We start from the raw sequence: 25,491 nt of genomic DNA, 5'->3' as shown, positions 1-25,491 counted from the left end.
ATTCAACAACTAACATTTTAGTTAACATATCTCTGATATCATGTCTGCTTGATTACTTATTAAACCCGAAGAACCCCACCCCGACAATCGTCGCTTCGTCTCCCCTCCCCGCAAGCGAGCTACCGTGTACACACAAGTCGAATTTCTTCTTAAATCCCAAAGATTACCTACTTAATCGCAGTGATGGTTAGGGTGGGGTAAAACTAAAGCTAAAACCTTAGTAAATCAGGTTTGGGGTGAGGTTTTGAGAATTTATGCAATAAATATATTGAATTCGGGTGGTCGTTTATTGAATTCGGGTGGTCGTTTATTGAATTCGGGTGGTCGTTTATTGAATTCGGGTGGTCGTTTATTGAATTCGGGTGGTCGTTTATTGAATTCGGGTGGTCGTTTATTGAATTCGGGTGGTCATTTATTGAATTCGGGTGGTCGTTTATTGAATTCGGGTGGTCGTTTATTGAATTCGGGTGGTCGTTTATTGAATTGGAGGTATCGTTGATTGAATTCAATCAGTGGTTAGGGTGGGGTAAAACCCAGATTCAAAGAACAACGTAGAGACTTGTGTGTACACCGTAGCCGCAAGCGAGGAGGGGAATAAGAAGTGGGGTCAATACGGTTCGGTTAGCTTGTTTACCCTGCGAAGATCCCCCAACCCCCCGATAAATTGGGGGGCTAATTTCCTCTTTTACCCCCTTTTTAAGGGGGTCGCCACAGGCGGGGGGATCTTATCCGAACCGTATTGGGAGTGGGGTGCAATGACTGTGGGAATCATAACTAATTATTCGCACACGATATTAAATGCTCATTAGCTTAATAAGCAGCAATTGCCGCTTCTTGTTCACTGCGAAGTGGTATATACTGACAAAACACTTTGTCGCTTTGATACCTAGTGAGCTTGCGGACATGACTAGGAGTAACACCTAATAGCAGTAAATCTTTTGCTCACTGGGGATTCCTGATAAACCACTCTTGGGCGATAGTATAACTGTAGATTCTTTCAATTCTCTCACCTACTATGCCAAAACAGTCTATAGGTCTTGATACCCAAGTATATAATTACCTTTTATCCGTCTCGCTGCGAGAACCGGAGATTCTTTTGAAGTTGCGCCAAGAAACCGCCAGCCATCCCCGAAGTGGAATGCAGATTTCACCAGAACAAGGGCAGTTTATGAGACTTTTGGTGCAGCTCATTGGAGCCAAGAAAACCCTGGAAGTTGGGGTATTTACAGGTTATAGCTCACTTTCTGTAGCTTTAGCACTACCTGCTGATGGGAAGATTATCGCTGCTGATGTGAGTGAAGAATTTACTGCGATCGCCCGGCGGTATTGGCAAGAAGCCGGGGTTGCCGATAAAATCGATCTGCGATTGGCACCAGCTTTAGAAACTTTAGATCATCTATTGGCAACTGGCCAAGCCGAGACATTTCATTTTGCTTTTATTGATGCTGATAAAGAAAATTATGATGGATATTATGAGCGATCGCTGCAATTGGTGCGTCCGGGTGGATTGATTGCTATTGATAATGTTTTGTGGTCAGGACAAGTTGCCCAGGAGCAAAATCAAGATGAAAGCACCCAAGCTATCCGGGCGCTCAACGAGAAGTTACATCATGACGAACGAATAACGCTCTCTCTTGTCCCCATCGCCGATGGGCTTACTTTAGCCATCAAGCGACCTTAATACAATTTGATGCCAACTTACTATTATAGCTGTTTTCAATTTGGTGCAATACAGTAGGGACGCACATTTGTGCTACCCTACCGCGTGTTTTACTTCTATTTAGTTAGAAGTTGTAGCCAAGTCCTAATAGTAGCCCTACATCAGTTTCATCCAGAAAAGCAGCATTTACAGCACCTGTCACCGTAAATCGAGAACCAATAGGAAGGTCTACACCACCAGTTAGCAGTAATCCAAAATCAGTATCGAGATTAACTTCAATCGCGACACCAGCACCAATATAAGGAGATATAGCGAAGGTTCTTTCGCCCACCGACCCTGCTGTGCGGGGAGAAAAATCCAAAGTCAAGGGAACCAAAAACAGTGTATCATCTCCAAAGATCACGGATGGTCGCACTGATATATTGCGTGTCAGACCAATTTTGCTGATCGCTGCAAAGTTACCGTCGCTCAGAGCTGTATCGCTGCCACTCAAACCAATGTTACCAGCAACACCGATATAGCTAGGCCCACCAAGAGTAGTTCTACCTGCGGTAACATTAGGCGTTGTACCATCTGTGGTTCCTGTTGGCGGCTGATTTAACTGACTGATGTTAATATCAGGCGGGACGAGGACTTGATTAATTGCATGGATAACACCATTGCTAGCTTGGACATCCGCCTGGATAACTTGGGCATTATTCACCGTGACTTGATTATTAGCCCGATCTATTTGAATATTTACAGGGCTTTCTTCAGAGGTTCTCAGTTCTCCAGCCGAGAGTTGACTAGAAGTTACTGCACCAGGAACCACATGATATCTCAAAATCTTAATCAAGGCTTCTCTGTTTTCTGGTTGCTGTAACTGCTGTAGGGTAGCAGCAGGCAAAGCAGCAAATGCTTGATCGGTGGGAGCGAAGACTGTATAAGGGCCAGGCTGTTGAAGAATATCTGTTAAACCAGCTGTCTTTAATAAAGAAGTCAGAGTTGTCAAAGAAGTACTAGATGCAGCAAGAGAAACAATATCAGTACCGGTTTGAGTGCCCCCAGTAGTTCCACCGACAATATATTGACTAGCTGGAAGATTGCTAGCAATGGGTTGCACCCTTCCCTGTCTAGCCAAAGCTTGATATAAGAGTGCCGCAGCTTCAGCACGAGTCAGGGGCTGTTGCGGATTGAGTTGTTTTATATCTGGATAATTAACAACAATATTAGATTGTGTTGCTATTGTCACACTATTAACAGCATAGTTTGGGATAGCTGAGGCGTCGGTGTAGTAGGTGCTGAGGTCACTACTGGCTCCAGTGCTACTAGCAGTTAAACCCAAACCATTGGTTACAGCAACGATCGCCTGTACCTTCGGTATTTGTTCAGTTGGTCTAAACACGTTCCCAGGATAGCCTGCCAGAAATCCAGTTTCGTAGGCGTTCTGAATTGCAGAAGCTGCCCAATAGCCAGCAGGAACATCCTTAAATCCACCTGCGCTTAATTGCCGAACTCGATTTTGGTTAGGGAAAGCTTTTTGAATTAGGGCGGCAAACTCAGCACGAGTCACACCTTGATTCGGCCTAAAGCTGCCATCAGGAAAACCACTAATCACGTTATTGTCAGCTAAAGCTTGAATGAAGGGACGCGCCCAATAATCTGAGGAAACATCAGACAAGTTTACTGTTGAAGTAGGCGATGGTGTCGCAGGTGATGGTGTTGCAGGTGATGGTGTCGTAGATGGAACAGTATTTTGAGATAAAGCTGGGGCAGAAATTACTATGGGAGTTATTGTAGCAGCTGTCATTCCCAGAACTACTAAACCAACCCTTGCTGATGGCCAACGAAAGAAACTAAACATGGAAATATCCTCTATTATCTAAATGTTCACCACACAATAGTACAAAATTCCTATTTGGTTTCTGAAAAACCGCATATAACACTAATAAGCATAAGCAATCATATTGTGGTATATGGTATGTTGCAAATAGGACTTACGCAAAATATCTCTCAAACTCTGATTTCTCCGTGCCCTCTGTGCCTCTGCGGTTCGTTATTCCGTAACTCATGCGTAAGTCCTAGCAAAAATAAAGTCACGCGCAAGTAGGCGATTTTTTAACTGAATAAAATCGCAGCCAAGCACTAGGATAATTAGCTTTTAATAGCCGTCTCTTTATAATTGCAGAAGAGCGTTAATGCCGTCAAGCTAAATGCATCATGATCTTTAGCAACATTTAAGAAATAAAATTTGTTTTGGCTATATAATGTATTATTAATCTTTGAGCAAAATTATACAACTAACTAATGGCTGGATTTCGAGGAATAACTTTCACTCTTTAGATAGTTGTCTGTGATGGTAAATTTTCAAATGTTTGACTGAAAATTAGCGATCGCAATCAAAAATTTTGGGCATGATTGCGCCAAGATTTTTGGCTAGGAATTATTTTTTGGCAAAATACAATTTTATAAAAATGAACCCACGGATAAACTAGGATTTTTGAAAGGTGTTTAATATATAACAATTTTGCTCATAACTCCTCTAGAGGTAGGGCAATAAATCCAGTTTACTCCACCCTTGAACCCAGTGTTTTCACATACAGCGTATTTCAGGTAAACGAAGTACACGGGTAGGGGCACAACATGTTGTGCCCCTACGATATCTGTACCTCACGCCTGTTGCAATCTGCTGTAAGTGCAAAGTATTCTCGCGTTTTGAGCTAGTCAGAAGCATGACTATAAAAAAGTTTTAGTTATAGATTTGCTAGGGCAAATCTGCAATTGAGATTAGTAATTGAGTTGGTTGTACAGGTTTGGCAACGTGTCTTTGAAACCCATCTGCTAAGACTTGATCGCGATCGCTTTCTCCAGCATAGGCGGTAAGGGCGATTGCAGGAATTTCCCCTCCTCTTCCTTTGGCATTCCTCTGAGTACCTTAATCAGGTTGTAGCCATCCGCCACACACCAGATTCAAGCAAGATTTACCTGTTTTGCGGGCAGCGATCGCTGGGTGATACCATTTCACTTTAATAATGATACAAATACGCTCTTTTGGGGCATGGCATTGCCCATGCGTGTCAACTTAACGTTAAAAGGGCGGTTATAAACCGCACGCCAGTTGCAACAAGAGTGGCTCGCCGCCCAACGCACTGGCTTGTCTACACGAGACAAAACCTGCCTCCGTGGGTTAAGCAATCAAAGATTTTGTATTAGTCCACGGAGGTGGACGAGAGCGAGAGTGCCGCGAATTCCCTGAGCCAAGGCTTAAGTAGACACCAATGGGCAAAGACAAGCCCCCTTCAAATCAACATTCCAGCAATACAAGCGGTAATAAAACCCGCTAACAATCCGCCAATCATTGACCTTACACCCATGCGAGCTAAATCATGCTGGCGATTAGGTGCTATTCCAGTAATGCCGCCAATGGTAATTCCAATTGAACCTATATTTGCAAAATTACATAAAGCATAAGTCGCAATAATTACTGCACGTTGGGAAATTTTACCACTTTCAATTAGTGCCTTCAAATCCAAAAAAGCAATAAACTCATTCAGAATTGTCTTTGTACCCAATAAAGCCCCCACTTGCCGACAATCAGCCCAAGGTACGCCCATCAGCCAAGCTACGGGAGCCATAATAAAAGACAAAATCCATTGTAATGACAGTTGCTGTAAACCCACAAATGCCCCCAACCATCCCAACAGTGCATTCAGGGCAGCTAATAATCCTAAAAAGGCAATAATCATCACCCCAACATTAACTGCTAACTTCACACCATCAATAGCTCCCGTCGTAGCAGCATCAATTACATTTACATAATTGGTTTCTACATCCGCTTTTGCCTTAAGAGCCGTCTCTGATACTTCTGTTTCTGGATACAGCAATTTTGATACCACCAACGACGTGGGAGCAGTCATAAAAAAAGCAGCAATCAGATGTTCTGCTGGTATCCCAAAGGAGAGATATGCCCCTAATACTCCACCCGCAATTGTGGCAAAACCACCCGTCATCAGGGCATGAAGTTCTGATTGCGTCATATTCGCTACATAAGGTTTAACCATCAGCGCCGACTCTGTTGGGCCCAAAAAGATGTTACCTGCACAAGATAAAGATTCAGAACCCGATGTTTTCATCGTCTTCATCATTACCCACGCCATCACGTTTACGACTCGTTGTAAAATGCCGTAGTAATACAAGACGCTGATGAAGGCAGAGAAAAAGATAATTGTCGGCAGCACTTGGAAGGCAAAGAAATGATCCTTAAAATTTTCTCCAAAGACAAATTTTGCACCAACATCAGAAAATGCTAAAAATTGGCTGACAATATCTCTCAGAGATTTAAACACAGTCAAACCCCAAGGAGTTTTAAGAATCAGCAGCGCCAATGCAAACTCTAATCCCAAACCCCACGCCACTATGCGCCAACGCACCGCACGACGATTAACCGAGAAGGCGTAGGATATACCGATAAAAACTAAAATCCCCAACGCAGAAATAGCGCGTTCCATAATGACTCCCGGAAATGTATCGCAAAGGCACCTGGCCACAAAGCATACACAAAAATCCGCGTGTTTTTATGGGTTTGTAGTCAATTACTAGGGCTTTGATGTTGTAAATAAGGATTTAGCGATCGCACTTCAAATTATTGTAGAAAAACATGGCGGTACTCTTGAGGTTAATTCTATACAGGGTGAGGGTACAGAATTTGCAATTCAAATTCCGATTTAAAATTATCCCTCCTGGCGCGGGTAGCCAAAGCTGAGATGGCTACCAATGAGTGTGTAGAAGTCATTGTGTCTCCTTCCAAAACTCCAAGTGCCCGATACTCTCGTGTTACCCTCACTGACCAAATGTCCTCTTGAGTGTTGATGCACTTGAAATGTAAAGACGGGTGAAATGGATTCTCTGCCCACAGCCAATATGCTTTCCTGGCACTTTGCCTAATTTCGCTGTTCAACTGTCGATACTCAGACCAAAAGGAGGGAAGTACTACTGACTTCATAGCTGGTCGTAGTCCATTGCAGTGCCTTGTCCCTCTGCAATTTCTTGTTTGGCTCGTTTGGCAGCAGCAATAAGTTTTGGTTGTGTTCTCTGGAACGATTCATTCCATCTAATTTCATCTTGCAGATCATCAATGTACTCCCGCAGATGCTCTGCAATCCGATCTTGTACCTCATTGGGTAAAGACTCCATCATTTTAATCACAGTGGTAATTGCTGCTGACGACGTGGTGAATTGCTCTCATGCAACGCTTTGCTCTTAAAGCTAACACCGATCACCTCTCTCTATTCATAAAGCTCTTATGCCTGACGACATCTCTAGCTGAACCTGGCTATCATCTCTAGCGATTTTGCTTGGGTGAAAGCTCTCTCTATCTGAAGCGGGTAGGGCTTTGTATGTTTGTAGTACTGCATCAATAGGCACAGTGGATATAATACTTACACCAGCAACAGGTGATTTCACAGCACTGATCTTTCCTTTTAAAAGCCGTAATGCAACACTAGGTAGATTTGGTGTAACAAGTAGCAACGGATCTGGATTTTCCCATCTGATTCGCGTAGTACCTTGCTTCTTTGCTTTACTTGAGGAGTTATCCAACAAGTGAACGTACATTCCCGATGAGTCAACAGATTCAAATTCAGTACGTATCTTTTTCATCGCTTCAGCTAAACTATGAGCTAGTTTTTGGTCACTATTTGTTGCAGCCATATAAAAGGGATATGTCCAAGGAATTCCATATTTTAGTAAATCGATCTGCTTCTTATGCTTCTGCTCAACAAGTTTTTTTATAAATTTAGGAATGACTAAAGAACAAGCCCATTCTGAAGAATCAAAATTTGATAAAGACGGTAGTAATTTACTGGAGGGATAAAATTCATCTGTAATTTGGGAGTAAAGACAATAAAGAGGAAACAAGCGGTAATGACGTGCAAAATTTAGCAGCAGGCGACGTTGCTCACCTGAACGATAGTTAAGAAAACGACAAGTCGAAGTAATTGGATTAACAACTTTTGCTTGCACTAATAAGGATAACCAAGCACCAGGCTCACCTATGCACCATAACCAGTCAGCACCGCTTTGTGATCCTTCTTCTCTACGACTGAATTTCTTAGTCAGGATAAAATCGCTGTGCTTTCGCGCAATTGTTACCAAGTTTATATCAGTGATACTTTCTTCAAGGATGCCTAAACGAGATGACAGACTATCTTTAATAATGTTGCTTGTCCAAAGTGTACATTCTTGAAATGTTGCACATAAATCGCTAAGTGATAATCTCATGCTCACTCCACATGATGTCTTAAGCTTAACAAATTGTTACTATTTTATAGTGTCTCTCGTGTCTACTTGTGTTTCACAACCCCATGACTGTACGATAATGTGCTTCAATTTGGGCGACGGTTTGAGACTTGCGTTTTGTCTCCCATTGACTGCGGTTAAATAATTCTTGTCGCAATTCATCAACGTTGATTGTTGTCACTTTACCATCAGCAACAATTTGTTTACCATTGACCCAAGCGCTATCAACAACATTGGTAGGACGGCCTAAAACCAATAAACCAATGGGGTCTGTACGCGGAAGCAATGATAAATTGGTGAGGTCATAAAGTACCAAATCAGCTTGTTTACCCACAGTTAAAGAACCGAGCTTGTCTGCTATATTCAATCCCTTTGCACCTCCCAATGATGCCATTTCTACAGCTTGTCTGGGTGTAATCCAGTGTTGATAATCTGAGTCTGTAACATTATGTAAGATAGAACCCATTTTGATCGCTTCTAACAAATCTTGAGAGTCATTACTAGAAGCACCATCGCAACCAAAAGTTACATTTACTCCAGCTTGGCGATATTTTAAAATCGGGGCTATGCCACTGCCTAAACGCAGATTACTTAAGGGATTATGAACAACTGTAGATTGAGTTTCGGCGAGAATGGCGATATCAGCATCATTTAACCAAACGCAATGAGCTAGAGTTGTATGATCGCTCAAATATCCGATTCTTTTCAAATGTTCTACAGCAGTACAACCGTACTTTTCTTGAGCGCGTTTTTCCTGTGCCCTGGTTTCGAGTAAATGAGAGTGACGACAAAGATTATAGCGATCGCTTAACTCACTACACCCCTGAAATAAAGCATCAGTACACAATTGTATCCCTGTTGGTGCAACTAAAATATTTATCCCCTCATCCGGGCGATGAAACTGTCTCACCGCTTCTTCGATGATTTCCAGTGTTGCCGCAGTTGAGCGAAAATAAGGTTCATGCTTTTGGGCTGATTCCCCAGATGGGATACCTGCGCTGAGGGATTCATCTTGAATTAAGGGGGCGATAAAGGCGCGAATTCCCACTTCTCTGTAAGCGCGAGTTGCAATGGCGATCGTTTCTAACTCAAGTCCCGGAATTAACACTAGGTGATCTACTACACTCGTACCGCCGGAAAGTAGAGTTTCCACCGCAGTACCCAAGGCGCTGAGGTAAACCTGTTCGGGATCGAGGGGGGTAAAATCATACAGTTCCGCCAACCATAATTCTAAAGGGAAAACTGACATGATTCCCCGTTGCCACATCTCTGATGAGTGGGTGTGGGCGTTGAAAAAGCCAGGTAGCAGCAGCTTATTTTTGCCATCTATAACAGTGCCGATTGCTTGTAGATTGGGGGCAATGGCTGCGATGCCTCCGGCGAGCTTCGCTAACGCACCATCTACAATCTGTACATCTACCGTTGCATAATCATCATCGGCGGCAATCAAAACATTCTGGATGGTAAAATCTAGCATATTTAACCTTGATTAAGTAATTGTATTCTCAAGTGAATTTCAAGTTACAAAATAGAAAATGGCGTTGCGTATTGCAATTTTATGAATTTACCATTACGGACATTGGGAGTTCCACCAAATGCGTGGACAGTGAATGATGCGATCGCAGATATCACTCGTCCTCAAAAGGCCCCACAACCCGTTATTCTATCAACAGAAACTAAAACCCTGCGCCTAGACTTGGCAAAAGCTGCTATCCTCGTCATTGATATGCAAAACGACTTCTGTCACCCTGATGGCTGGTTAGCGCATATCGGCGTGGACGTAACTCCGGCGCGTCAGCCTATTGAACCTTTGAACAAATTACTTCCAGAACTGCGTGAGGCTGGTGTTCCAGTCATTTGGATAAATTGGGGAAATCGTCCCGACTTGCTCAATATTAGTGCTGGTTCGCGCCACGTCTATAATCCCACAGGGGAGGGTGTGGGATTGGGCGATCCACTGCCAAGCAATGGTGCTAGAGTACTCATGGCAGGTAGTTGGGCCACAGCAGTAGTAGACGAACTAGAAAAAATTCCCGAAGATATTTGTGTGGACAAATACCGCATGAGTGGATTTTGGGATACGCCATTAGATAGTATCTTGCGGAATTTGGGAAAGACAACATTATTTTTTGCTGGTGTTAATGCCGATCAATGTGTGCTAACTACCTTATGTGATGCCAATTTCTTAGGATATGATTGCGTGTTAGTTAAAGACTGTACCGCTACCACTTCTCCTGAATATTGTTGGCTGGCTACATTGTACAATGTCAAACAATGCTTCGGTTTTGTCACTGACTCCCAAAAGATTTTAACAGCGCTGCAAAAGGGTGAGGAGTGAATCAATTTTAGATTTTAGATTTTAGATTGATCCCATGCATAAATTCTCTTTCTTCGATCAATAATTTTAGATTTGTTCTCGTGTTTAAATTCGCTTGATCTGGGACATTTTTGAATTTTGAATTATTCAATTCAAAAACCCAAAATCTAAAATTATTTGATTCAAAACTCGGATTTTAGGAATTTTCATACCCATCGATAACTTCAGAGGGGACAAATAAATGTACGCTACTCGTTGTGTAATTCCGGTTATCAAATCTAGCAAAGATTACCAAGTATATCGCATCAGCCCCGACGCCTCGAATCGATTAGCAATTATCTTTGATTCGACAAATGCTAATACTTCCTTGACTTGCTGTATAGAAATTTTTGATGTTGGTGGACAAACACCCCCAAATCGCCATCAGTGGGCGGTGGAAATGTTTTTCGTCCTCAAAGGCGAAGGGATCGCCATCTGTGACGGCAAGAGTGCCACAATCAAAGCTGGAGATAGTTTATTAGTGCCTCCCACTGGTACTCATTTGATTAAAAATACTGGTTCTACTCGCTTATATACATTGACTGTTATGGTTCCCAATGAAGACTTTTCGGAATTGATTCGCAGTGGTATTCCGGCGGAGTTAGATGCAGAAGATATGGCAGTACTGGGGAGATTCGATGCTTTGATGCCCTGTTAAAATAATTCGTAATTCGTAATTCGTAATTCGTAATTTATTAGGGATTTCTCGTTTCCATGTGAAATACGGGAACGAGGGAATATTATTAGGACTTACGCAAATTATCTCTCAAACTCTGATTTCTCCGTGCCCTCTGTGCCTCTGTGGTTCGTTATTCCGTAACTCGTGCGTAAGTCCTAATTATGAATTACGAATAATTTATTGTTAAAAAACTTTTAGCTTATTAACTACGAACTTTAGTCAAGATTTTTTGGGAATAAAACGAAGCCGATTCTTCGTTTTTGGCACAATCTTGGGCAAACTTAATCAAATGATGTCCGACAAGTCCAACATGAATCAAGTTTTCAATATTACCTGCTTTTAATGCTGGCTTGGCCATTTTCCAAAAAGTTTGACGATAGTTACTAAATATGCCTACTCGCAGCAAAATATTGGCTAAATAAGTTAAACCTTTGCGAATATTAGCCCCAGAGGTGCGAGCTGGGCTGTTAGGTACTTCGATGCGGTTTGGATAGGTGTGTTCCATGTTGTAGGCAAACCGCTGATATAAAAATTCTGGCTCATAAGCAGTTGTGATGCAGCGCCGCCACATTTCAAGAACTTGCTCATAGGGCATCAAAAACTCAACATTTGATTCGCGGCTTTCATCAAAGACAAGTCGTCCTTCTGCTTCTAACCTCCGCCATAAAGGAGTTCTCGGTAATGCATGAAGTAGGTTAATTGTCAACATGGGAATTTGGGATGCCCGAATAAATTCGATAATTCGGTCTGCGGTTTCTGGTGTATCTGTATCTAACCCGATGATGATTCCTGATACTACTTCCATGCCATAGCTATTTAAAACCTGAATTGCTTTTAAGATTGGCATACTCAGATTTTGGTCTTTAGAAATGGCGTGGAGAGCATCTGGTTCTGGTGTTTCGATACCGCAAAAGATTGTGCAAAAATAGGCTTCGCGCATCATTTCCAGCAGTTTTGGACTTTGAGCTAAGTTGAGCGTTGCTTCACAGGCAAACTGGATGGGGTAGCCATTGCGTTTTTGCCAGTCAATCAGATGAGGAAGCAACTTCATGGCGGCGCGGCGATCGCCAACAAAGTTATCATCAACAAAATACACTGCCCCCAGATTGCCAGATTGTCGCATTGCATCTAACTCCGCGACCACTTGCTCTGGTGTTTTCATCCGGGGACTGTTGCCATAGAGTTCTGGAATATCACAAAACTCGCAGCGATAAGGGCAACCACTAGAAAACTGCACATTTGCCAGAAAATAATCATTGATATTCAGCAAATGATAAGCTGGAGTGGGAAACTCTGTTAGGGGTAAACGTTCCTTGGTTTCAAAGCGAATTTGCGCTTGAGGACGTTCCTGGTTTTGGTCTAAATACTCGATCATGCGATCGCTTGCATCTCCCAATTCACCTAAATGTAAAATATCAAATTCCGGATAATATTCTGGACACCCAGATACCGAGGGGCCACCGACAACTGTAATTTTGCCCACTCGATGGGCAAGTTCATTAATTTGATTAATTTGTGGTTTTTGGATATGCATTCCACTCACAATCACCACATCACACCATTGGTAATCAGTTGTCGTTGCTGATTTGACATTCTCATCAATAAACCGCACTTCCCATTCTTGAGGTAAGTAGGCAGCCACAATTAAAATACCTTGGGGTGGCATAAAAGCTCGAACATTACCCATAAGTGGGTAGGCGTGATGAAAAGTACCAAAGGAGCGGCTGTACTTAGGGAAGATGCAAAGGATACGTCGATGTTGCGAGGGAACGTAGCTGGTTCTCTTAGTGGTAAGAGCGGTTTTTGAATCGGCCGCTATATGGGTTGGGTTTTCTAAAGACTTCAGATTCACAGTCATCGCAAATTTCACCCCGAAAAACTGAGCAGCTAATTTGACAATTTATTGACACAATCAGTTGTAATTCCAACTAGCTTACCGTGATATTTCAGAAGTTTTTAATTGTAAGATAGAAAACTTACCCATTATAGGATCATTCATCAGCATATAAGCATATATAAGTGGTTGTTAGCAAATATTTAGCTAATTGCTAGCCCTTGTTATTTTTTAGGCATTTTACCGATAAAGTTGGTTAAAAATTGGTATTGCTGGTACGATTTTAACTAGCATCAATTTTCGGAAAAAACCTATATTGCACCTTTTCTATGAAAAGAAGACAAATTCTTGGCTTTCTGGGTATAGCAGTTGCAGGCTTGCTCCTGGCAATTGGTTTACCATTGGTTACTCCTTCTCCTGGAGTAGCACAATCAAACGCCAGCATAGTAGTCTCCGCAGCCTCCAGCTTAAAAGAGGCCCTACAAGACATTAAGACTTTATACCAACAAAGTAAATCAAATATCAATATTAGTTATAACTTTGGGGCTTCTGGTGCTTTGCAGCAACAGATTGAGCAAGGTGCGCCAGCCGATATCTTTATTTCTGCTGCCAAAAAGCAAGTAGATGCCTTAGAAACAAAAGGATTGTTGCTATCAGGTAGCCGTATTAACCTGGCAAATAACCGTCTAGTCCTGATTGTGGCTCAAGATGTTGTTGGCATCACTAGTTTCAACAATTTAACAGATAGCAAGATTAAGAAAATCGCGATCGGTGAACCCAGAAGTGTACCCGCGGGGCAATATGGAGAGGAAGTCTTAAAGAATTTGAAACTTTATGATCAGGTTAAGTCTAAATTTGTCTTTGGTAACAATGTGCGTCAAGTTTTGGCAGCAGTAGAAAGTGGTAATGCCCAAGCGGGCATAGTTTATGCCACTGATGCCAAAACTTCCAACAAGGTAAAAGTCGTAGTCACTGCTGACGAAAAGCTTCACTCACCAATTGTCTATCCACTGGCAGTAATTAAAGGCAGTAAAAATATTTCTGCTGCCAGACAATTTGTCCAGTTTTTATCTGGCAGTCAATCTAAGACTGTACTCAGAAAATATGGGTTTATTGTGCGGTAAAGATGAATCCAGATAACAAGTTGCTCAAGCAACTTGTTTGTAGGCAAAGGAGCAAGGGAGACAAGGTGACAAGGTAACTGGAGTGAGAACTTGCAACAAGTTTTTCCCCTTGTCCCCCTGTCTCTTCATCTACGGTGTACACACAAGTCTTGCCGCGTATCTTTATTAATAAATCTCGCACTGCGTTTTTATTCCGCCTCGGAATGAATTCCGAGTCTCATAGCTGAAGTCCACAAAGCGTGGACTTTCGCTATCAGCCCTGAACTTCAGTTCTGGGCGGGATGTCGGTGAGTGTGACAGTTTCACTCTGACAAAAATGTGGTTAGAGGATTTTTCGACTTGTGTGTACACTGTAGGCCTCTTCATTGAGGTTTAAGAAGCTGCGGACTGTAATTTTTCTAATCGTGCCAGCACTTCGGAACTATGAATGTTTGGGTTGACTTTGACAAAAGTCTCGCGCAAGACGCCCTGAGGATCGATGATAAAACTGTGGCGCATCGATAAGAAGCCAAGCCACGAACCGTAAGCTTTACTCACGGAACCATCAGTATCAGCCAAGAGAGGAAATTTTAGTCCTTCTGAATCACAAAATTCGGCGTGAGAATCAATATCATCAGCACTTACGCCAATAATCTGGGCATTTTTTTCGAGGTATTGGGGTAAGTCTTGCTGAAAACGGCGAGCCTCTATAGTACAACCAGAGGTGAAGTCTTTAGGATAAAAGTAGAGAACTAACCACTTACCGCGCAAGTCAGAGAGGGAAATTTTGCCATTACCTGTATTGGTTGGCAAAGTAAACTCTGGTGCAGGTTGATTAATTGCAGGAAGTTTACCACCAAGAGCATCAGCAGCAGGGGTAAAATTCAGCCAGCTGATGAGAGAAATACAGCTGGCAAATAATATGCTTAAAAAAGTGCGGCGGGAAATCATGGTGCAAACCAGAATTACAACTTTACACAAGTTTACAATTCTTGGTTGTTACTAATCTCACTCTAAATGAGATTCGGGTGGGGTATCAGTGCTTTCGATGTATTGGCTATCTAAGAGAAAGGCTCCCCTAGTAAAGCGAATACCCCAATATCCACCAGGTCTGCGGTCAATGACTATACCCTCTTCGCCAATGTAAATTACATCGGGGGGGCGCAGCATGGGTATGGGTTCAGCAGTTTTGACGTAGGGCGGTAGTGCCACAACCCGGACTTTACTACCAATTGCGAATTCTTTAGACATCTTATCAAGCTAGGAGTTTTGAATTAACTCATAACTCATAACTAGCTTGAAAGTCTAGTAAATGGGGCATGGGATTGAAGAAGAATTCAGGAGTGAGCAATCTTGACGCTCTGGTGCGAGACGCTGCGCTATCCGCCAGCGATGCACTGAGTTTTGACTGCGCTCAACTACCGCCTGTCGTTCGCGGAGCGTCTCGTAGAGAAGTGTCGCACAAAATTCATTCTGAATTCTGACGCCTCGGCGGAGCGTCTCCGGCTCCGCTCCTGACTCCTGAATTCTGTTTCGATAAATAGGGAAAGGGAAAGGGGAAAAATTTCATCCCCTTTCCGCGTCTTCTGCAAGAAGTCTATTAATTTTTGACTATGGAAAACAATGCTTAGACATTAGTCAAGTTAGCTATTTTTTGAAAAATTATTATTGGGGATTGCCTTGTTGAGGGCGCGAAGGAGCATTTTGACGGAATTGCTCTAATTTTTGGCGCTGTTCGGGGGTCAAGATTGCTTGAATCTGTTGTTTTTTAGACTCCTGGATTTGTCGGATTTGGGTTTTCTGTGCTTCACTCAGATTTAAGTCAGCATAACCACCCTTTCCTCGACGTTGGCCCGGTTGCCGTTGACCTTGACCTGCTTGCCACTCAGCCCGACGTGCTTGTTTCGCTGCCTCCAATTTTGCCTTTTGTTCTGGGGTGTAAACTGCTTCAATTTTGGTGCGGCTATCGCGCTTAATTGCCTGAATTTGGGTTTGTTGGGCATCTGTTAGACCCAATTCTTTCCAAGGGCCCCTTTCTTTTTGTGGAGTTTGTGCAAGTAACACGGGTGAAGGAGAGGCTGTTTGCGCGTTAACAGCAAAGGAGGTTGCAGTTAAAGTTAAGGCGAGAGCGCAAGGCGCACACTTCGTGAACGCTCCAGCGATTAGTGATAATGCTTTGAGTTTCATTACTTATGTGGTGGGTTTTTTATGGTTGGATGCCACTATCATAAGAACTTATCTTTAGTAATCACATGAGGAGAAAGTCATGGTTTTACCCATGACTTTAGTCATGATTGAATTTGGACAAAGATGATTGACAATAAATAGTTAGGAGTTAGGAGTTAGGAGTTAAAAGTTAGGAGTTAAAAGTTAGGAATAATAATTTTTTTGATTATGATTAATTTATAAATGTTTTTTTAGCTTATTACATAATCTTTTTACACACTACATTTACTCTTAACTCTTCACCAAGCGAAAATTTCAAATGGCGGAAAGTATCGCTAAAATATCCAAAACTCCTAACTCCTAACTCATTTATAACTGGAGCGAAGCGGCTGATGAATGGTCTAATTCAAATTAAGAAACATCCTTTTCCGTCTCTGCTTTATCTGGAGTGGACATTACTGGCGATCACTGCATTGACAGCCGTTATACCACCTCCGTTACGGCGTTTTCGTCCTAAGCCTCCAGAACTATCAATTTGTGGTGCATTTCCAGACTTGTCAGTTTGTAGCATATTACCAGAACTATCAATTTATAGTCTGATTGTTTTTGCAGCGATGGGCTTAAGATTACCCAGGAATAACCACGCAAATAAGGTAATCTACACAGGCATTGAAATTTTATTGATTTTAATAATTGGGCTTTTTGGGGAAAGATTTGCTCGGTTGTTTCCCTTTCTCTACATAATTTTAGTTACTCGTAGTTGTTTGATTTTTCAGTTAAATGGACGTTTGTTCGTCACAACTTTGTCATTTGCCTTGTTTTTAGTTACTACACAACTAAAATATCAATTATTCAATTTTCAAGCATCGCCACAGGCACAAGAGCGATATCGATTTTTGATTTTGAATTCGTCGCTGGTATTTGGCTTAAGTTTGGTTTTTGTGTTGTTGATGATGAATGCAGTATTGTCTGAACGGCAAAGTCGAGAAAAGCTAGCGATCGCTAATGAAAAACTGCGCCAATATGCCATGCAAATTGAAAATCAAGCTACTTTAGAAGAACGTAACCGTATTGCTCGTGAAATACATGATTCATTAGGACATTCTCTAACTGCTTTAAATCTGCAATTAGAAACAGCTTTAAAACTATGGCAATCTAACCCAGGTAAAGCTGAAACATTTCTAGCAACAGCAAAGGAATTAGGTTCAAAAGCGCTAAAAGATGTCCGCCAATCTGTTTCTACTATGCGTTCAAATCCTTTACAAGAACAATCTTTAGAACGTGCGATCGCAAGTCTTTCAGAAAATTTCCATCGCTCAAATGGCATTTTACCAATTTATCAAATTAACTTAGAATATCCTCTACCACCTGAAATCAATACCGCTATCTACCGGATTACTCAAGAATCTTTGACAAATATATTTAAATATGCTTATGCAACAGATGTAAAACTAAAAGTGACTATGATAAAAGGAAATTTAAGATTGATAATTCAAGATAATGGTATAGGTTTTGATTTAGGGCAAAATACTACTGGTTTTGGACTTCATAGTATGCGCGATCGCACTTTAGCACTTGGAGGTGAGTTTAATATTAATAGCGCTCCTGGTTCTGGTTGCAAAATTACAGTTAATATTCCCTTAACGAGGTTAACATAATGATTAAAGTGCTACTGGTAGATGACCAAGGTTTAATTCGTCAAGGATTAAGAGCGTTATTAGAATTAGAACCAGATTTAGAGATAGTGGGAGAAGCAGAAAACGGTGAACAGGCGATTAATTTAGTTGCTGAATTTCAGCCAGATGTAGTATTGCTGGATATCCGAATGCCCATTATGGATGGAGTTGCAGCGACGCGAGAAATTCAAAAACGCTTTGGCAAAACTAAAATTTTAGTACTGACGACTTTTGATGATGATGAATATGTATCAGCAGCGTTGCAAAATGGGGCAATGGGTTACTTATTGAAAGATACACCTTCAGAAGAATTAGCTGTTGCTATTCGTGCCGTTTATAAAGGATATACTCAATTAGGCCCAGGTATAGTTAAAAAGCTGTTAACTCAGTTTTCTAATGGTACACCAACCCAATCACCGCCTGTACCGTCTACTTTAGCTGAACTCACTCCTAGAGAGAAAGAGGTTTTGCGGTTAATAGCTACAGGCGCTAGTAACCGAGAAATTGCTCAGGAACTCTACATTTCTGAGGGGACTGTAAAAAATCATGTTACGAATATTTTAAACAGATTAAACTTGCGCGATCGCACTCAAGCTGCAATTTGGGCAAATACCTATTTATCTTATTTGAATGAATCAAGTTAAATAATTCGTAATTCGTAATTCGTAATTCGTAATTTTAACCTCTAGATTAGCTGTAGGGTATATTATCGCTGAAAGTACAACACAATTTTGGGATTATCGGTGTGTTACGGCTTCCATAACACACCCTACATCTGAAAAATTTAGATTTTTTATAGCTTATTTAAATAATTCTAAACATTCATTTTTTAAAAAGCCTTTTGTGACTTTGATATTCCTAAATGAATTAGCGATTACTTCTTCGCAAGATATATTAATTTGTGATTGATTTACAGTAATCAAATCTTGAATTGAAGCACCATATACAATTTCTGATACACCACTCCAAACACAAGCAGTTGCACACATGGGACAGGGTTCACCAGTTGTATATATGCTATAACCTTCTAAAGAAGGGTTTTTAAGTTTAGCTGTTAAACTACGAATAACGTTAATTTCCGCATGGGCTGATGGATCGTTGTCTCTGTTAACAGTGTTATGAGCTACGGCAACGACTTCGTTTTCTTTAACAATCACAGCACCATAAGGCGCATCTCCTTCTTTTGCTTCTGCCAATGCTAAACGCATAAAATATTCTGGGTTCATATAAGCTGGGGTTAACATAAGGATAATGATTAATAATATCGTATTTCTAATGCTATAACTGAGAATTAAAATTAGTTAATGGTCGAATATGTTACTGAGCAGACAAGAAACAGAATTCTACTTAAAAGACCTGGAAACACCATTAGGTAAAGCGATTAATTTAACGCTTGCCGCTATGGTGCTAGTATCATCAGGAATTTTTGTGGCAGAAACTTATAATATTCCTGATTCTGTGCGGTTTCAGTTGAATGTAGCCGATACTGCGATCGTCATTATCTTCGCGGTGGAATATTCACTCCGTCTATGGAGTGCGGAAAACAAAATTAAGTATATTTTTAGCTTTTATTCGATTATTGACTTAATGGCGATTTTGCCTTTCTTTTTAGGAATGGTGGATATCAGCTTTATCCGCCTACTGCGATGGTTTCGGATTTTACGATTAATCAGATTTATCGATAGAAAATTTTTATTCGCCAGTATCAGCACCGAAGATGGAATGATTTTTGCGCGAATCTTATTTACATTATTTGCAATTGTTTTTATTTATTCTGGGTTAATTTATCAAGTCGAGCATCCGGTTAATCCTCAAAATTATGGTACGTTTTTGGATGCATTCTATTTCTCTGTTGTCACAATGACAACTGTAGGATTTGGCGATGTTATTCCAATTTCGGAATTAGGGCGCTTGCTAACAGTCCTGATGATTTTTACAGGAATTGCCCTGATTCCTTGGCAAGTGGGAGATTTAATTAAGCGAGTTGTGAAAACTGCTAATCAGGTAGAAACAGCTTGTTCAGGTTGTGGTTTGGCTTTCCATGATGTAGATGCTGGTTTTTGTAAAAGGTGCGGGACTAAGTTGCCTAGTCGCAGGGTTGATTGACAGAGTAAGTGGTGGCACTGACGGAGCATAAATTTTAGTGTGTGTTACAATATTGTGGTAAAGTATATGACAAACCTGAGAAAGCCAAAATGTTCTAAAAAACGCTGCAAATATTGAGTCATTTAATTTCTCTTACTTTCAGTAATTCCCTAAAAGGAGTAAAGGCAATGAATGCATTACTGCATAATCCAATTGCAGATATGTATGGGCCGGATTTTTTACTGTTTTATTGCTTTGTCATTGCGATCGCATTGGTAGTCTGCTGGTGGCTAGTCCAAGATCCAACCAAAAACCAGCCTCTGCCGTTAATTCCTGCTGAACCAGATCCCTACGAAATCGCTTATTTGCGTTCCCAAGAAACAGGAATCGCCAATGTAGCCTTATTTGACTTGATTGTCCGGGGTTATTTGCAAGTCAGTGGACAATCAATCAGCCAAGTACCAAATCATCCTGATGTATCTCACCTACAGCCTCTAGAGCGTGAGGTATTTGATAAATTCTCTTCTTCTTCCACAGCTAAAACATCTGTTTGGTTGGCAACCGAGAGTATCCAGTCATACAGCAATGCCTATGAAGAAAAACTACAAAATGAGCAATTGTTGTATGCTTCCCAGTGGCAAGAATGGAATATCAAAGTTGGCTTGATTGGAGCGATGATTATTTTCAGCTTGGGGGGCTATAAGCTGCTCATCGCCTTGGGTAAGGGACGCTATAACGCAGGTTTATTAATCACAATTGGTGTATTATCGATTATCTTTTTGCTGTGGTTTGTCAGTAGAGGTACACATCTCAGTCATCGAGGAAAAATGTATCTGCAACAACTTCAAGAAACATTTACCCGATTGCAGCAGAAGGCAAAGTATGACATCCCTTCTGTATTTGACTACAACTTACTGGTGGCACTATTTGGCGTTGAGGCGCTAGCTGGAACCTCCTATGACTCCTACTACAAAGCCTTTTTTCCGCCAACATTTTCTAGAAAAGTTACCACAGTAGAGAGTTCGTCTAGTAGCTTATGCGGTAGCAATTCATGCAGTAGCTCCTCATACAGTAGTAGTTCTCGCAGTAGTAGTTCTGGCACTAGCTCCTCATGCAGTACTAGTTCTGGCTGTAACTCCTCATACTGTAGTGGTTCTGACAGTGGCTCCTCATGCAGTAGTAGTTCTGACAGTGGCTCCTCATGCAGTAGCTCCTCATGCGGTGGTGGTTGCGGTGGTGGTTGTGGAGGAGGTTAAGAGCAATGCTTTCTCATCTCCCTAGTTTAGGCGTGGGGTTGGGTTTTCGAGAACCGTTTAAAAGTGATCTGTTTCTTAACCGTCAGCAGGTTGACTTTTTGGAAATTGTTGCTGAACACTATTTAGATGCATCTTGGCAAAAACAGCAGGAGTTAGAATTGCTTGCTGCTCATTTTCCGATAATTCCCCACGCGATTAATCTTTCGTTAGGTAGTGCTGAAGGTTTGGATACAGATTATTTACGCAAACTTGCAGCACTAATTAAGCAACTTAACCCGCCTTGGTGGAGTGAGCATATCTGCTTTACAAAAGCGGGTGGAGTTGATATCGGGCATTTGTCCCCGCTACCTTATACTCAAGAAGCTGTGGAAGTACTTTGTCGCAACATTGCTTTATTGCGTCGCTGGATTGATGTACCACTGATTCTGGAAAATATCACTTACATGGTACAGCTTCCAGGTGCAGAAATGACTGAAGCCCAGTTTTTAGCCGAGGTGGTAGAACGTTCTGATTGTGGACTGTTATTAGATGTAACGAATCTGCACACTAATGCTGTGAATTACGGCTATGATGTCCATGAGTTTTTGCAACAATTACCGTGCGATCGCATCGTACAATTACATTTTGTTGGTGGACATTGGCATGATGGTGTATTAATTGACAGCCATTCGCAGTCTACACCACTGGAAGTATGGCAACTGATGCAGGAAGTTGTTGCCCGTGTTCCAGTTAAAGGGATTATTCTAGAACGAGATGAAAACTTGCCACTCTTTGCAGAATTGACAAAAGAACTGCAAAAAGCACGGGAGATTAGCGGGAGTTATGGCAGATGGGGTTAGCACAAACCCAGGAAGTTTTAGCCCAACTTTACACCAATACCGATTTCAGAGAGCGTTTCTTTGCTAACCCAGAAGCCGTTGGTGCAGAGTTGGGGCTGAGTTGCGATGAAGCACAAAAGTTAGCTCAACTTTCAACACAAGAGGTAAATATCTTTGCGAATTCTCTAAAGTGGAAACGGTTGGGAGAAGTACGCGAACTACTTCCACGCACTGCGCGGGCGTTGGGTAAAAATTTTACTGCCTTATTTTGGCGATATGCCCAAACCCATGTACCAAAAGGAATCAAAAAACATAGAGAAGATGCGATCGCTTTTGCTAATTTCATCGCCAGAGTTGCTGAAGAGGAAAACCTACATCCACCTTGGATTAGTGATTTGGTGTGCTACGAAAAAACATGGCTGTTGGCTTATGAACCTACTAGCCGCTTAATTGTGTGTTGGTTTCGTTATCCTGTTGGCATAGCGAGTGCAGAGGGGATGAATCGCCAACCAACGATCGCAATTTGGTTTCGGTTCTCAAAGCAATCGCAACTGCGGCATATTGTGCGCTCGTTATAGCGTGCTAATTACCAGGTAGTTCACGCTAAAATAATCTTTCTCTGGCGATCGCTCAAGGATTGAAAATATAACGAATGTCTAACCTCAACCTCCTTTCCGAATATAAAAGCTTTGGTGGCAAACTCGGCTTTTACAGTCATCACTCCTCAACCTGTAACGGTGAAATGCGCTTTGCTGTCTATCAACCACCACAAGCAATTCAAAAACCTGTGCCGATTCTCTATTTCCTCTCTGGGTTAAGTTGCACAGAAGAGAATTTTATGGTGAAGGCGGGAGTGCAGCGCTTTGCAGCTGAGTACGGTTTGATATTGGTTACACCAGATACGAGTCCGCGTAATACTGGCATTGCAGGTGAGGATGATGACTGGGACTTTGGCACAGGTGCGGGCTTTTATGTTGATGCTACAGAAGAACCGTGGCGTCAACATTACCAAATGTATAGTTATGTCGTCCAGGAATTACCTGCTTTAATTACCGCAAATTTCCCTACGCAACCTGAAAAACAAGGTATTTTCGGTCATTCGATGGGGGGACATGGGGCGCTTGTCTGTGCAATGAGAAACCCAGAACTTTACAAATCTGTATCAGCTTTTGCACCTATCACTGCACCTATGCGTTGTTCTTGGGGTCAAAAGGCTTTGGGTGGTTATCTTGGCAACAATCAAGAAAATTGGCGTGCTTATGATGCTAGTGAATTAGTCAAAAAAGTGGGATATCACAGTTCGATTCTGATTGACCAAGGGACTGCTGATAAATTTTTAGCTGAACAATTAATGCCTGAAGTGTTTGAGCAAGCTTGTGCAGATGTTAATCAGCCGCTAAATTTGCGTTATCAAGAAGGCTATGACCACAGTTATTATTTCATTGCCAGTTTTATTGAAGATCATATCCGCCACCATGCGATCGCTTTTAAATAATCAGACCGGAAAAAGGAATTCAGATTTGACACTTTTTTTAATTTTTAGGGATTTTCAAGAAATAATACCAATTCAAAAAATCTTTGCGACAGATTAATCATCTGTAGGGGCGCAAGGCCTTGCGCCCCTACCCGTATATTTGTCGGATTCTTTTTTCAAACTGGTATAAATTATCCAAATAAATGAACCACAGAGACGCAGAGAACACAGAGAGAGGAGAAATAGAGAGGGTTTTGTGTCAGTTTTGGGATATTTTTTTATTTGGACAGCGATCGCCATTGATGCAGATGCTATTGCCCGGGCGATCGCATACACCATTGAGCAGCCCAGTAATGTTGATGTGAATGAAATCATCATCCGTCCGACACGTCAAGAACTTTAGATTTAGGTTTACACTAAAGATGTAAGACACGATTAAAACAAGCTTTGCAGGGACTTAGGTATACACTAAGGAACGTGAATTAAATAAAATGCAAAACTTCATCAATTATCTAGCTTCCCTCTCCAATATATCGGAGAGGGATTGAGGGTGAGGTAAGCTGTCGGACATAAATTGTATGTTATTTAATTCTTATTCCTAACTGTGTCGGAATTAATAAGTCCAGTTTTGCTTGGTCTGCAAGCTATAGGTTCCATCTTTGACATTCACCCGCTCAGGAATCAGATTTAAATCTCTAAATATATTTGCCTGATGCTGTAGAGCCGTGAGCGATTGGTCGTCAATTGGGATGATGGCGCGTTCGGCATTACGCTGCTGTAAAGTACTTACAATCGATGGATCGATTTCATGGTGTTCTGCCATTCGTTGAACCGCTTCTAATTCCTGTCTCTTAGCCCAAGCTCCGGCTTCGTTTACCTCTTCTAAAATCACCTTGAGCAGGTCGGGATAGTCGCGTACCAGTTCTGGAATCGCGTAGTAATAGGTCGGAACTTCTACGGAGGCTTTGTCACCAAATATGCTCTCTAGGTCTGCAATCGAGCGGCCTGGGTAAGCGTTTCGGGATTGAGTTGCTGTGTAGGGAACCCAAATCACCCAAGCATCGACTTCACCCCGGCAGAATCGGGGCAGCGCCTCCGGCTGTGTCAGATAAACTGGCTCAATGTCACTAAAATCGAGGCCGACTTTTTCTAGCGATCGCACAAGCACATAATGGGCGCTTGAGCCTTTGTCAAAAGCAATCTTCTTACCCTTCAGGTCGGCAAGGGTCTGAATCGGCGAATCTTCCGGTACCAGAATCGCTTGACCTTTGGGAGCAGTATATTTTTCCTTAGCCACCCGCACAAATACATGATCCGCAGCTTGAGAGAAGATGCTGGCCGTGCCGCCGCCGCCGCAGAAGTCTATCGTCCCGTTGCTGAGTGCTTCTATCAGAGAAGAGGCTGATAAAAAGCTTGTCCAGGTGACACTCAGTCCATAAGGTTGCAAACGCGTTTCGAGCAAGCCTTGAGCACGGAGAACTTCCAGATTTGTCATTCCCTCTGGATATCCTATTTTGAGTTGCTTGAGCCGCCGCGCTTGTTCAGCTAAGGGCGTGTTGCTAGATTGAGCAGAACGGTTAGAAAACCAGCGATCCAAAACTATACAAAAAATTATACCCCCTATAAACAATCCCACGGTTTCCAGTAACTGGATTGTGGAGCTTTTGGGTAGTTTGAACTGATTCATTAAAGAGGAAAGCTGATTGCCAGATTCAGAAGTGGCAACAGCATGACCGTCAAAAACTAGAGTCAAGACCAAAATCGAGACAAGCCCGATGCAAAATCGAACTGCAAATCTGTAAGTAGCCGATCTACGAGTGGCTGATGCAAGCGACCGTAAGATGTTTTGACCTGTGCATCTAGGCACAAGGTCAATCAAACGGCTAATCATAATGACTCCTTTGATAAATAAATATAGGTGATGGAAATTGCCGGATGAATTGGAGATGGGGGATAAAGTCAAAGCACCGCTTGATATGTATAAACTACCAGATTTGCTCGCTCGTTACACCCAATATGCGATACTCACATTATCATATCGATATTGTGGGAATTCTCTACAAAGTTTGAGCGATCGCTAGTTTGGGTCATCAGATAGGTGTTGAGTG

General features: G+C 41.9%; 24 protein-coding genes. 13 read left to right on the top strand and 11 right to left on the bottom strand.

The window, feature by feature from the left end; all coding sequences use genetic code 11:
* Nucleotides 1-1,015 precede the first annotated feature (1,015 nt).
* Nucleotides 1,016-1,681 (top strand): class I SAM-dependent methyltransferase, encoded by a 666-nt coding sequence (locus tag LC653_RS16880; protein WP_229495560.1) that lies wholly within the window; start codon nt 1,016-1,018, stop codon nt 1,679-1,681.
* Nucleotides 1,682-1,784: 103 nt separating this feature from the next.
* Here LC653_RS16880 and LC653_RS16875 read toward each other — a convergent pair whose 3' ends face one another.
* The 5 genes from LC653_RS16875 to LC653_RS16855 form a co-directional block, all read right to left on the bottom strand.
* Nucleotides 1,785-3,503 (bottom strand): fasciclin domain-containing protein, encoded by a 1,719-nt coding sequence (locus LC653_RS16875; RefSeq protein WP_229495559.1) that lies wholly within the window; start codon nt 3,501-3,503, stop codon nt 1,785-1,787.
* Between the two features lie 1,435 nt (nt 3,504-4,938).
* Nucleotides 4,939-6,147, bottom strand: coding sequence for a NupC/NupG family nucleoside CNT transporter (locus LC653_RS16870; protein WP_229495558.1), 1,209 nt, complete (start codon nt 6,145-6,147; stop codon nt 4,939-4,941).
* Between the two features lie 490 nt (nt 6,148-6,637).
* Entirely contained in the window at nt 6,638-6,835 is a 198-nt protein-coding gene (locus tag LC653_RS16865) for a hypothetical protein (protein ID WP_229495557.1), read from the bottom strand.
* A 93-nt stretch (nt 6,836-6,928) separates the two neighbouring features.
* A complete protein-coding gene (locus LC653_RS16860) occupies nt 6,929-7,918 on the bottom strand; it encodes a DUF6615 family protein (RefSeq protein WP_229495556.1) in 990 nt (329 codons plus the stop codon).
* 73 nt (nt 7,919-7,991) lie between these two features.
* Nucleotides 7,992-9,413: an amidohydrolase gene (locus LC653_RS16855; protein WP_229495555.1), complete on the bottom strand. Its 1,422-nt coding sequence runs from the start codon at nt 9,411-9,413 to the stop codon at nt 7,992-7,994.
* 81 nt (nt 9,414-9,494) lie between these two features.
* Between LC653_RS16855 and LC653_RS16850 the strand changes: the two genes are divergently transcribed.
* Together LC653_RS16850 and LC653_RS16845 are read left to right on the top strand one after the other, a co-directional pair.
* Nucleotides 9,495-10,274: a cysteine hydrolase family protein gene (locus LC653_RS16850; protein WP_229495554.1), complete on the top strand. Its 780-nt coding sequence runs from the start codon at nt 9,495-9,497 to the stop codon at nt 10,272-10,274.
* Nucleotides 10,275-10,494: 220 nt separating this feature from the next.
* Nucleotides 10,495-10,950, top strand: coding sequence for a cupin domain-containing protein (locus LC653_RS16845; RefSeq protein WP_229488145.1), 456 nt, complete (start codon nt 10,495-10,497; stop codon nt 10,948-10,950).
* Nucleotides 10,951-11,173: 223 nt separating this feature from the next.
* Here LC653_RS16845 and LC653_RS16840 read toward each other — a convergent pair whose 3' ends face one another.
* Nucleotides 11,174-12,829 (bottom strand): B12-binding domain-containing radical SAM protein, encoded by a 1,656-nt coding sequence (locus LC653_RS16840; protein ID WP_229495553.1) that lies wholly within the window; start codon nt 12,827-12,829, stop codon nt 11,174-11,176.
* A 305-nt stretch (nt 12,830-13,134) separates the two neighbouring features.
* Here LC653_RS16840 and modA point away from each other — a divergent pair, with 305 nt between their 5' ends.
* Nucleotides 13,135-13,929 (top strand): molybdate ABC transporter substrate-binding protein, encoded by a 795-nt coding sequence (modA, locus tag LC653_RS16835; RefSeq protein ID WP_229495552.1) that lies wholly within the window; start codon nt 13,135-13,137, stop codon nt 13,927-13,929.
* A gap of 372 nt (nt 13,930-14,301) precedes the next feature.
* On the opposite strand, the gene LC653_RS16830 is transcribed toward modA, so the two are convergent.
* From LC653_RS16830 to LC653_RS16820, 3 genes are all read right to left on the bottom strand, one after another.
* Nucleotides 14,302-14,859: a peroxiredoxin gene (locus tag LC653_RS16830; protein WP_229495580.1), complete on the bottom strand. Its 558-nt coding sequence runs from the start codon at nt 14,857-14,859 to the stop codon at nt 14,302-14,304.
* Between the two features lie 57 nt (nt 14,860-14,916).
* On the bottom strand, nt 14,917-15,159 hold the full coding sequence (gene sipA / locus LC653_RS16825) for a regulatory protein SipA (RefSeq protein WP_229495551.1): 243 nt from the start codon (nt 15,157-15,159) through the stop codon (nt 14,917-14,919).
* Nucleotides 15,160-15,573: 414 nt separating this feature from the next.
* Nucleotides 15,574-16,095 carry a Spy/CpxP family protein refolding chaperone gene (locus LC653_RS16820; RefSeq protein WP_229495550.1) on the bottom strand — a complete coding sequence of 174 codons (522 nt, stop codon included), beginning with the start codon at nt 16,093-16,095 and terminating at the stop codon, nt 15,574-15,576.
* A gap of 371 nt (nt 16,096-16,466) precedes the next feature.
* Here LC653_RS16820 and LC653_RS16815 point away from each other — a divergent pair, with 371 nt between their 5' ends.
* On the top strand, nt 16,467-17,732 hold the full coding sequence (locus LC653_RS16815) for a sensor histidine kinase (RefSeq protein ID WP_229495549.1): 1,266 nt from the start codon (nt 16,467-16,469) through the stop codon (nt 17,730-17,732).
* Complete coding sequence (locus LC653_RS16810) at nt 17,732-18,394, top strand: response regulator (RefSeq protein ID WP_229495548.1); 663 nt, start codon at nt 17,732-17,734, stop codon at nt 18,392-18,394. The genes LC653_RS16815 and LC653_RS16810 overlap by 1 nt, the downstream gene beginning before the upstream one ends.
* 156 nt (nt 18,395-18,550) lie before the next feature.
* On the opposite strand, the gene LC653_RS16805 is transcribed toward LC653_RS16810, so the two are convergent.
* On the bottom strand, nt 18,551-18,976 hold the full coding sequence (locus LC653_RS16805; RefSeq protein ID WP_229495579.1) for a nucleoside deaminase: 426 nt from the start codon (nt 18,974-18,976) through the stop codon (nt 18,551-18,553).
* Nucleotides 18,977-19,064: 88 nt separating this feature from the next.
* Here LC653_RS16805 and LC653_RS16800 point away from each other — a divergent pair, with 88 nt between their 5' ends.
* The 6 genes from LC653_RS16800 (at nt 19,065) to LC653_RS16775 (ending at nt 23,786) form a co-directional block, all read left to right on the top strand.
* On the top strand, nt 19,065-19,856 hold the full coding sequence (locus LC653_RS16800) for an ion transporter (protein ID WP_229495547.1): 792 nt from the start codon (nt 19,065-19,067) through the stop codon (nt 19,854-19,856).
* A gap of 167 nt (nt 19,857-20,023) precedes the next feature.
* The gene (locus LC653_RS16795) at nt 20,024-21,091 is read left to right on the top strand and encodes a TIGR04222 domain-containing membrane protein (RefSeq protein ID WP_229495546.1); all 1,068 of its coding nucleotides are present in this window, start codon (nt 20,024-20,026) and stop codon (nt 21,089-21,091) included.
* 5 nt (nt 21,092-21,096) lie between these two features.
* The gene (locus LC653_RS16790; protein ID WP_229495545.1) at nt 21,097-21,930 is read left to right on the top strand and encodes an MbnB/TglH/ChrH family RiPP precursor modification enzyme; all 834 of its coding nucleotides are present in this window, start codon (nt 21,097-21,099) and stop codon (nt 21,928-21,930) included.
* On the top strand, nt 21,921-22,487 hold the full coding sequence (locus tag LC653_RS16785) for an SCO6045 C-terminal-like domain-containing protein (RefSeq protein WP_229495544.1): 567 nt from the start codon (nt 21,921-21,923) through the stop codon (nt 22,485-22,487). Before LC653_RS16790 ends, LC653_RS16785 begins: the two co-directional genes overlap by 10 nt.
* Before the next feature lie 74 nt (nt 22,488-22,561).
* Complete coding sequence (gene fghA / locus LC653_RS16780) at nt 22,562-23,404, top strand: S-formylglutathione hydrolase (RefSeq protein ID WP_229495543.1); 843 nt, start codon at nt 22,562-22,564, stop codon at nt 23,402-23,404.
* A 235-nt stretch (nt 23,405-23,639) separates the two neighbouring features.
* On the top strand, nt 23,640-23,786 hold the full coding sequence (locus tag LC653_RS16775; protein ID WP_229495542.1) for a hypothetical protein: 147 nt from the start codon (nt 23,640-23,642) through the stop codon (nt 23,784-23,786).
* A gap of 210 nt (nt 23,787-23,996) precedes the next feature.
* Here LC653_RS16775 and LC653_RS16770 read toward each other — a convergent pair whose 3' ends face one another.
* Complete coding sequence (locus tag LC653_RS16770) at nt 23,997-25,274, bottom strand: sulfonate ABC transporter substrate-binding protein (protein ID WP_229495541.1); 1,278 nt, start codon at nt 25,272-25,274, stop codon at nt 23,997-23,999.
* Between the two features lie 55 nt (nt 25,275-25,329).
* Here LC653_RS16770 and LC653_RS46245 point away from each other — a divergent pair, with 55 nt between their 5' ends.
* Nucleotides 25,330-25,464: a hypothetical protein gene (locus LC653_RS46245; protein ID WP_267923087.1), complete on the top strand. Its 135-nt coding sequence runs from the start codon at nt 25,330-25,332 to the stop codon at nt 25,462-25,464.
* Nucleotides 25,465-25,491: the final 27 nt, after the last annotated feature.

The organism is Nostoc mirabile CHAB5784 (assembly GCF_020829645.1).
In the GTDB taxonomy this organism is placed as follows: domain Bacteria; phylum Cyanobacteriota; class Cyanobacteriia; order Cyanobacteriales; family Nostocaceae; genus Nostoc; species Nostoc mirabile.
This window is presented reverse-complemented; position numbering and strand designations above follow the sequence as displayed.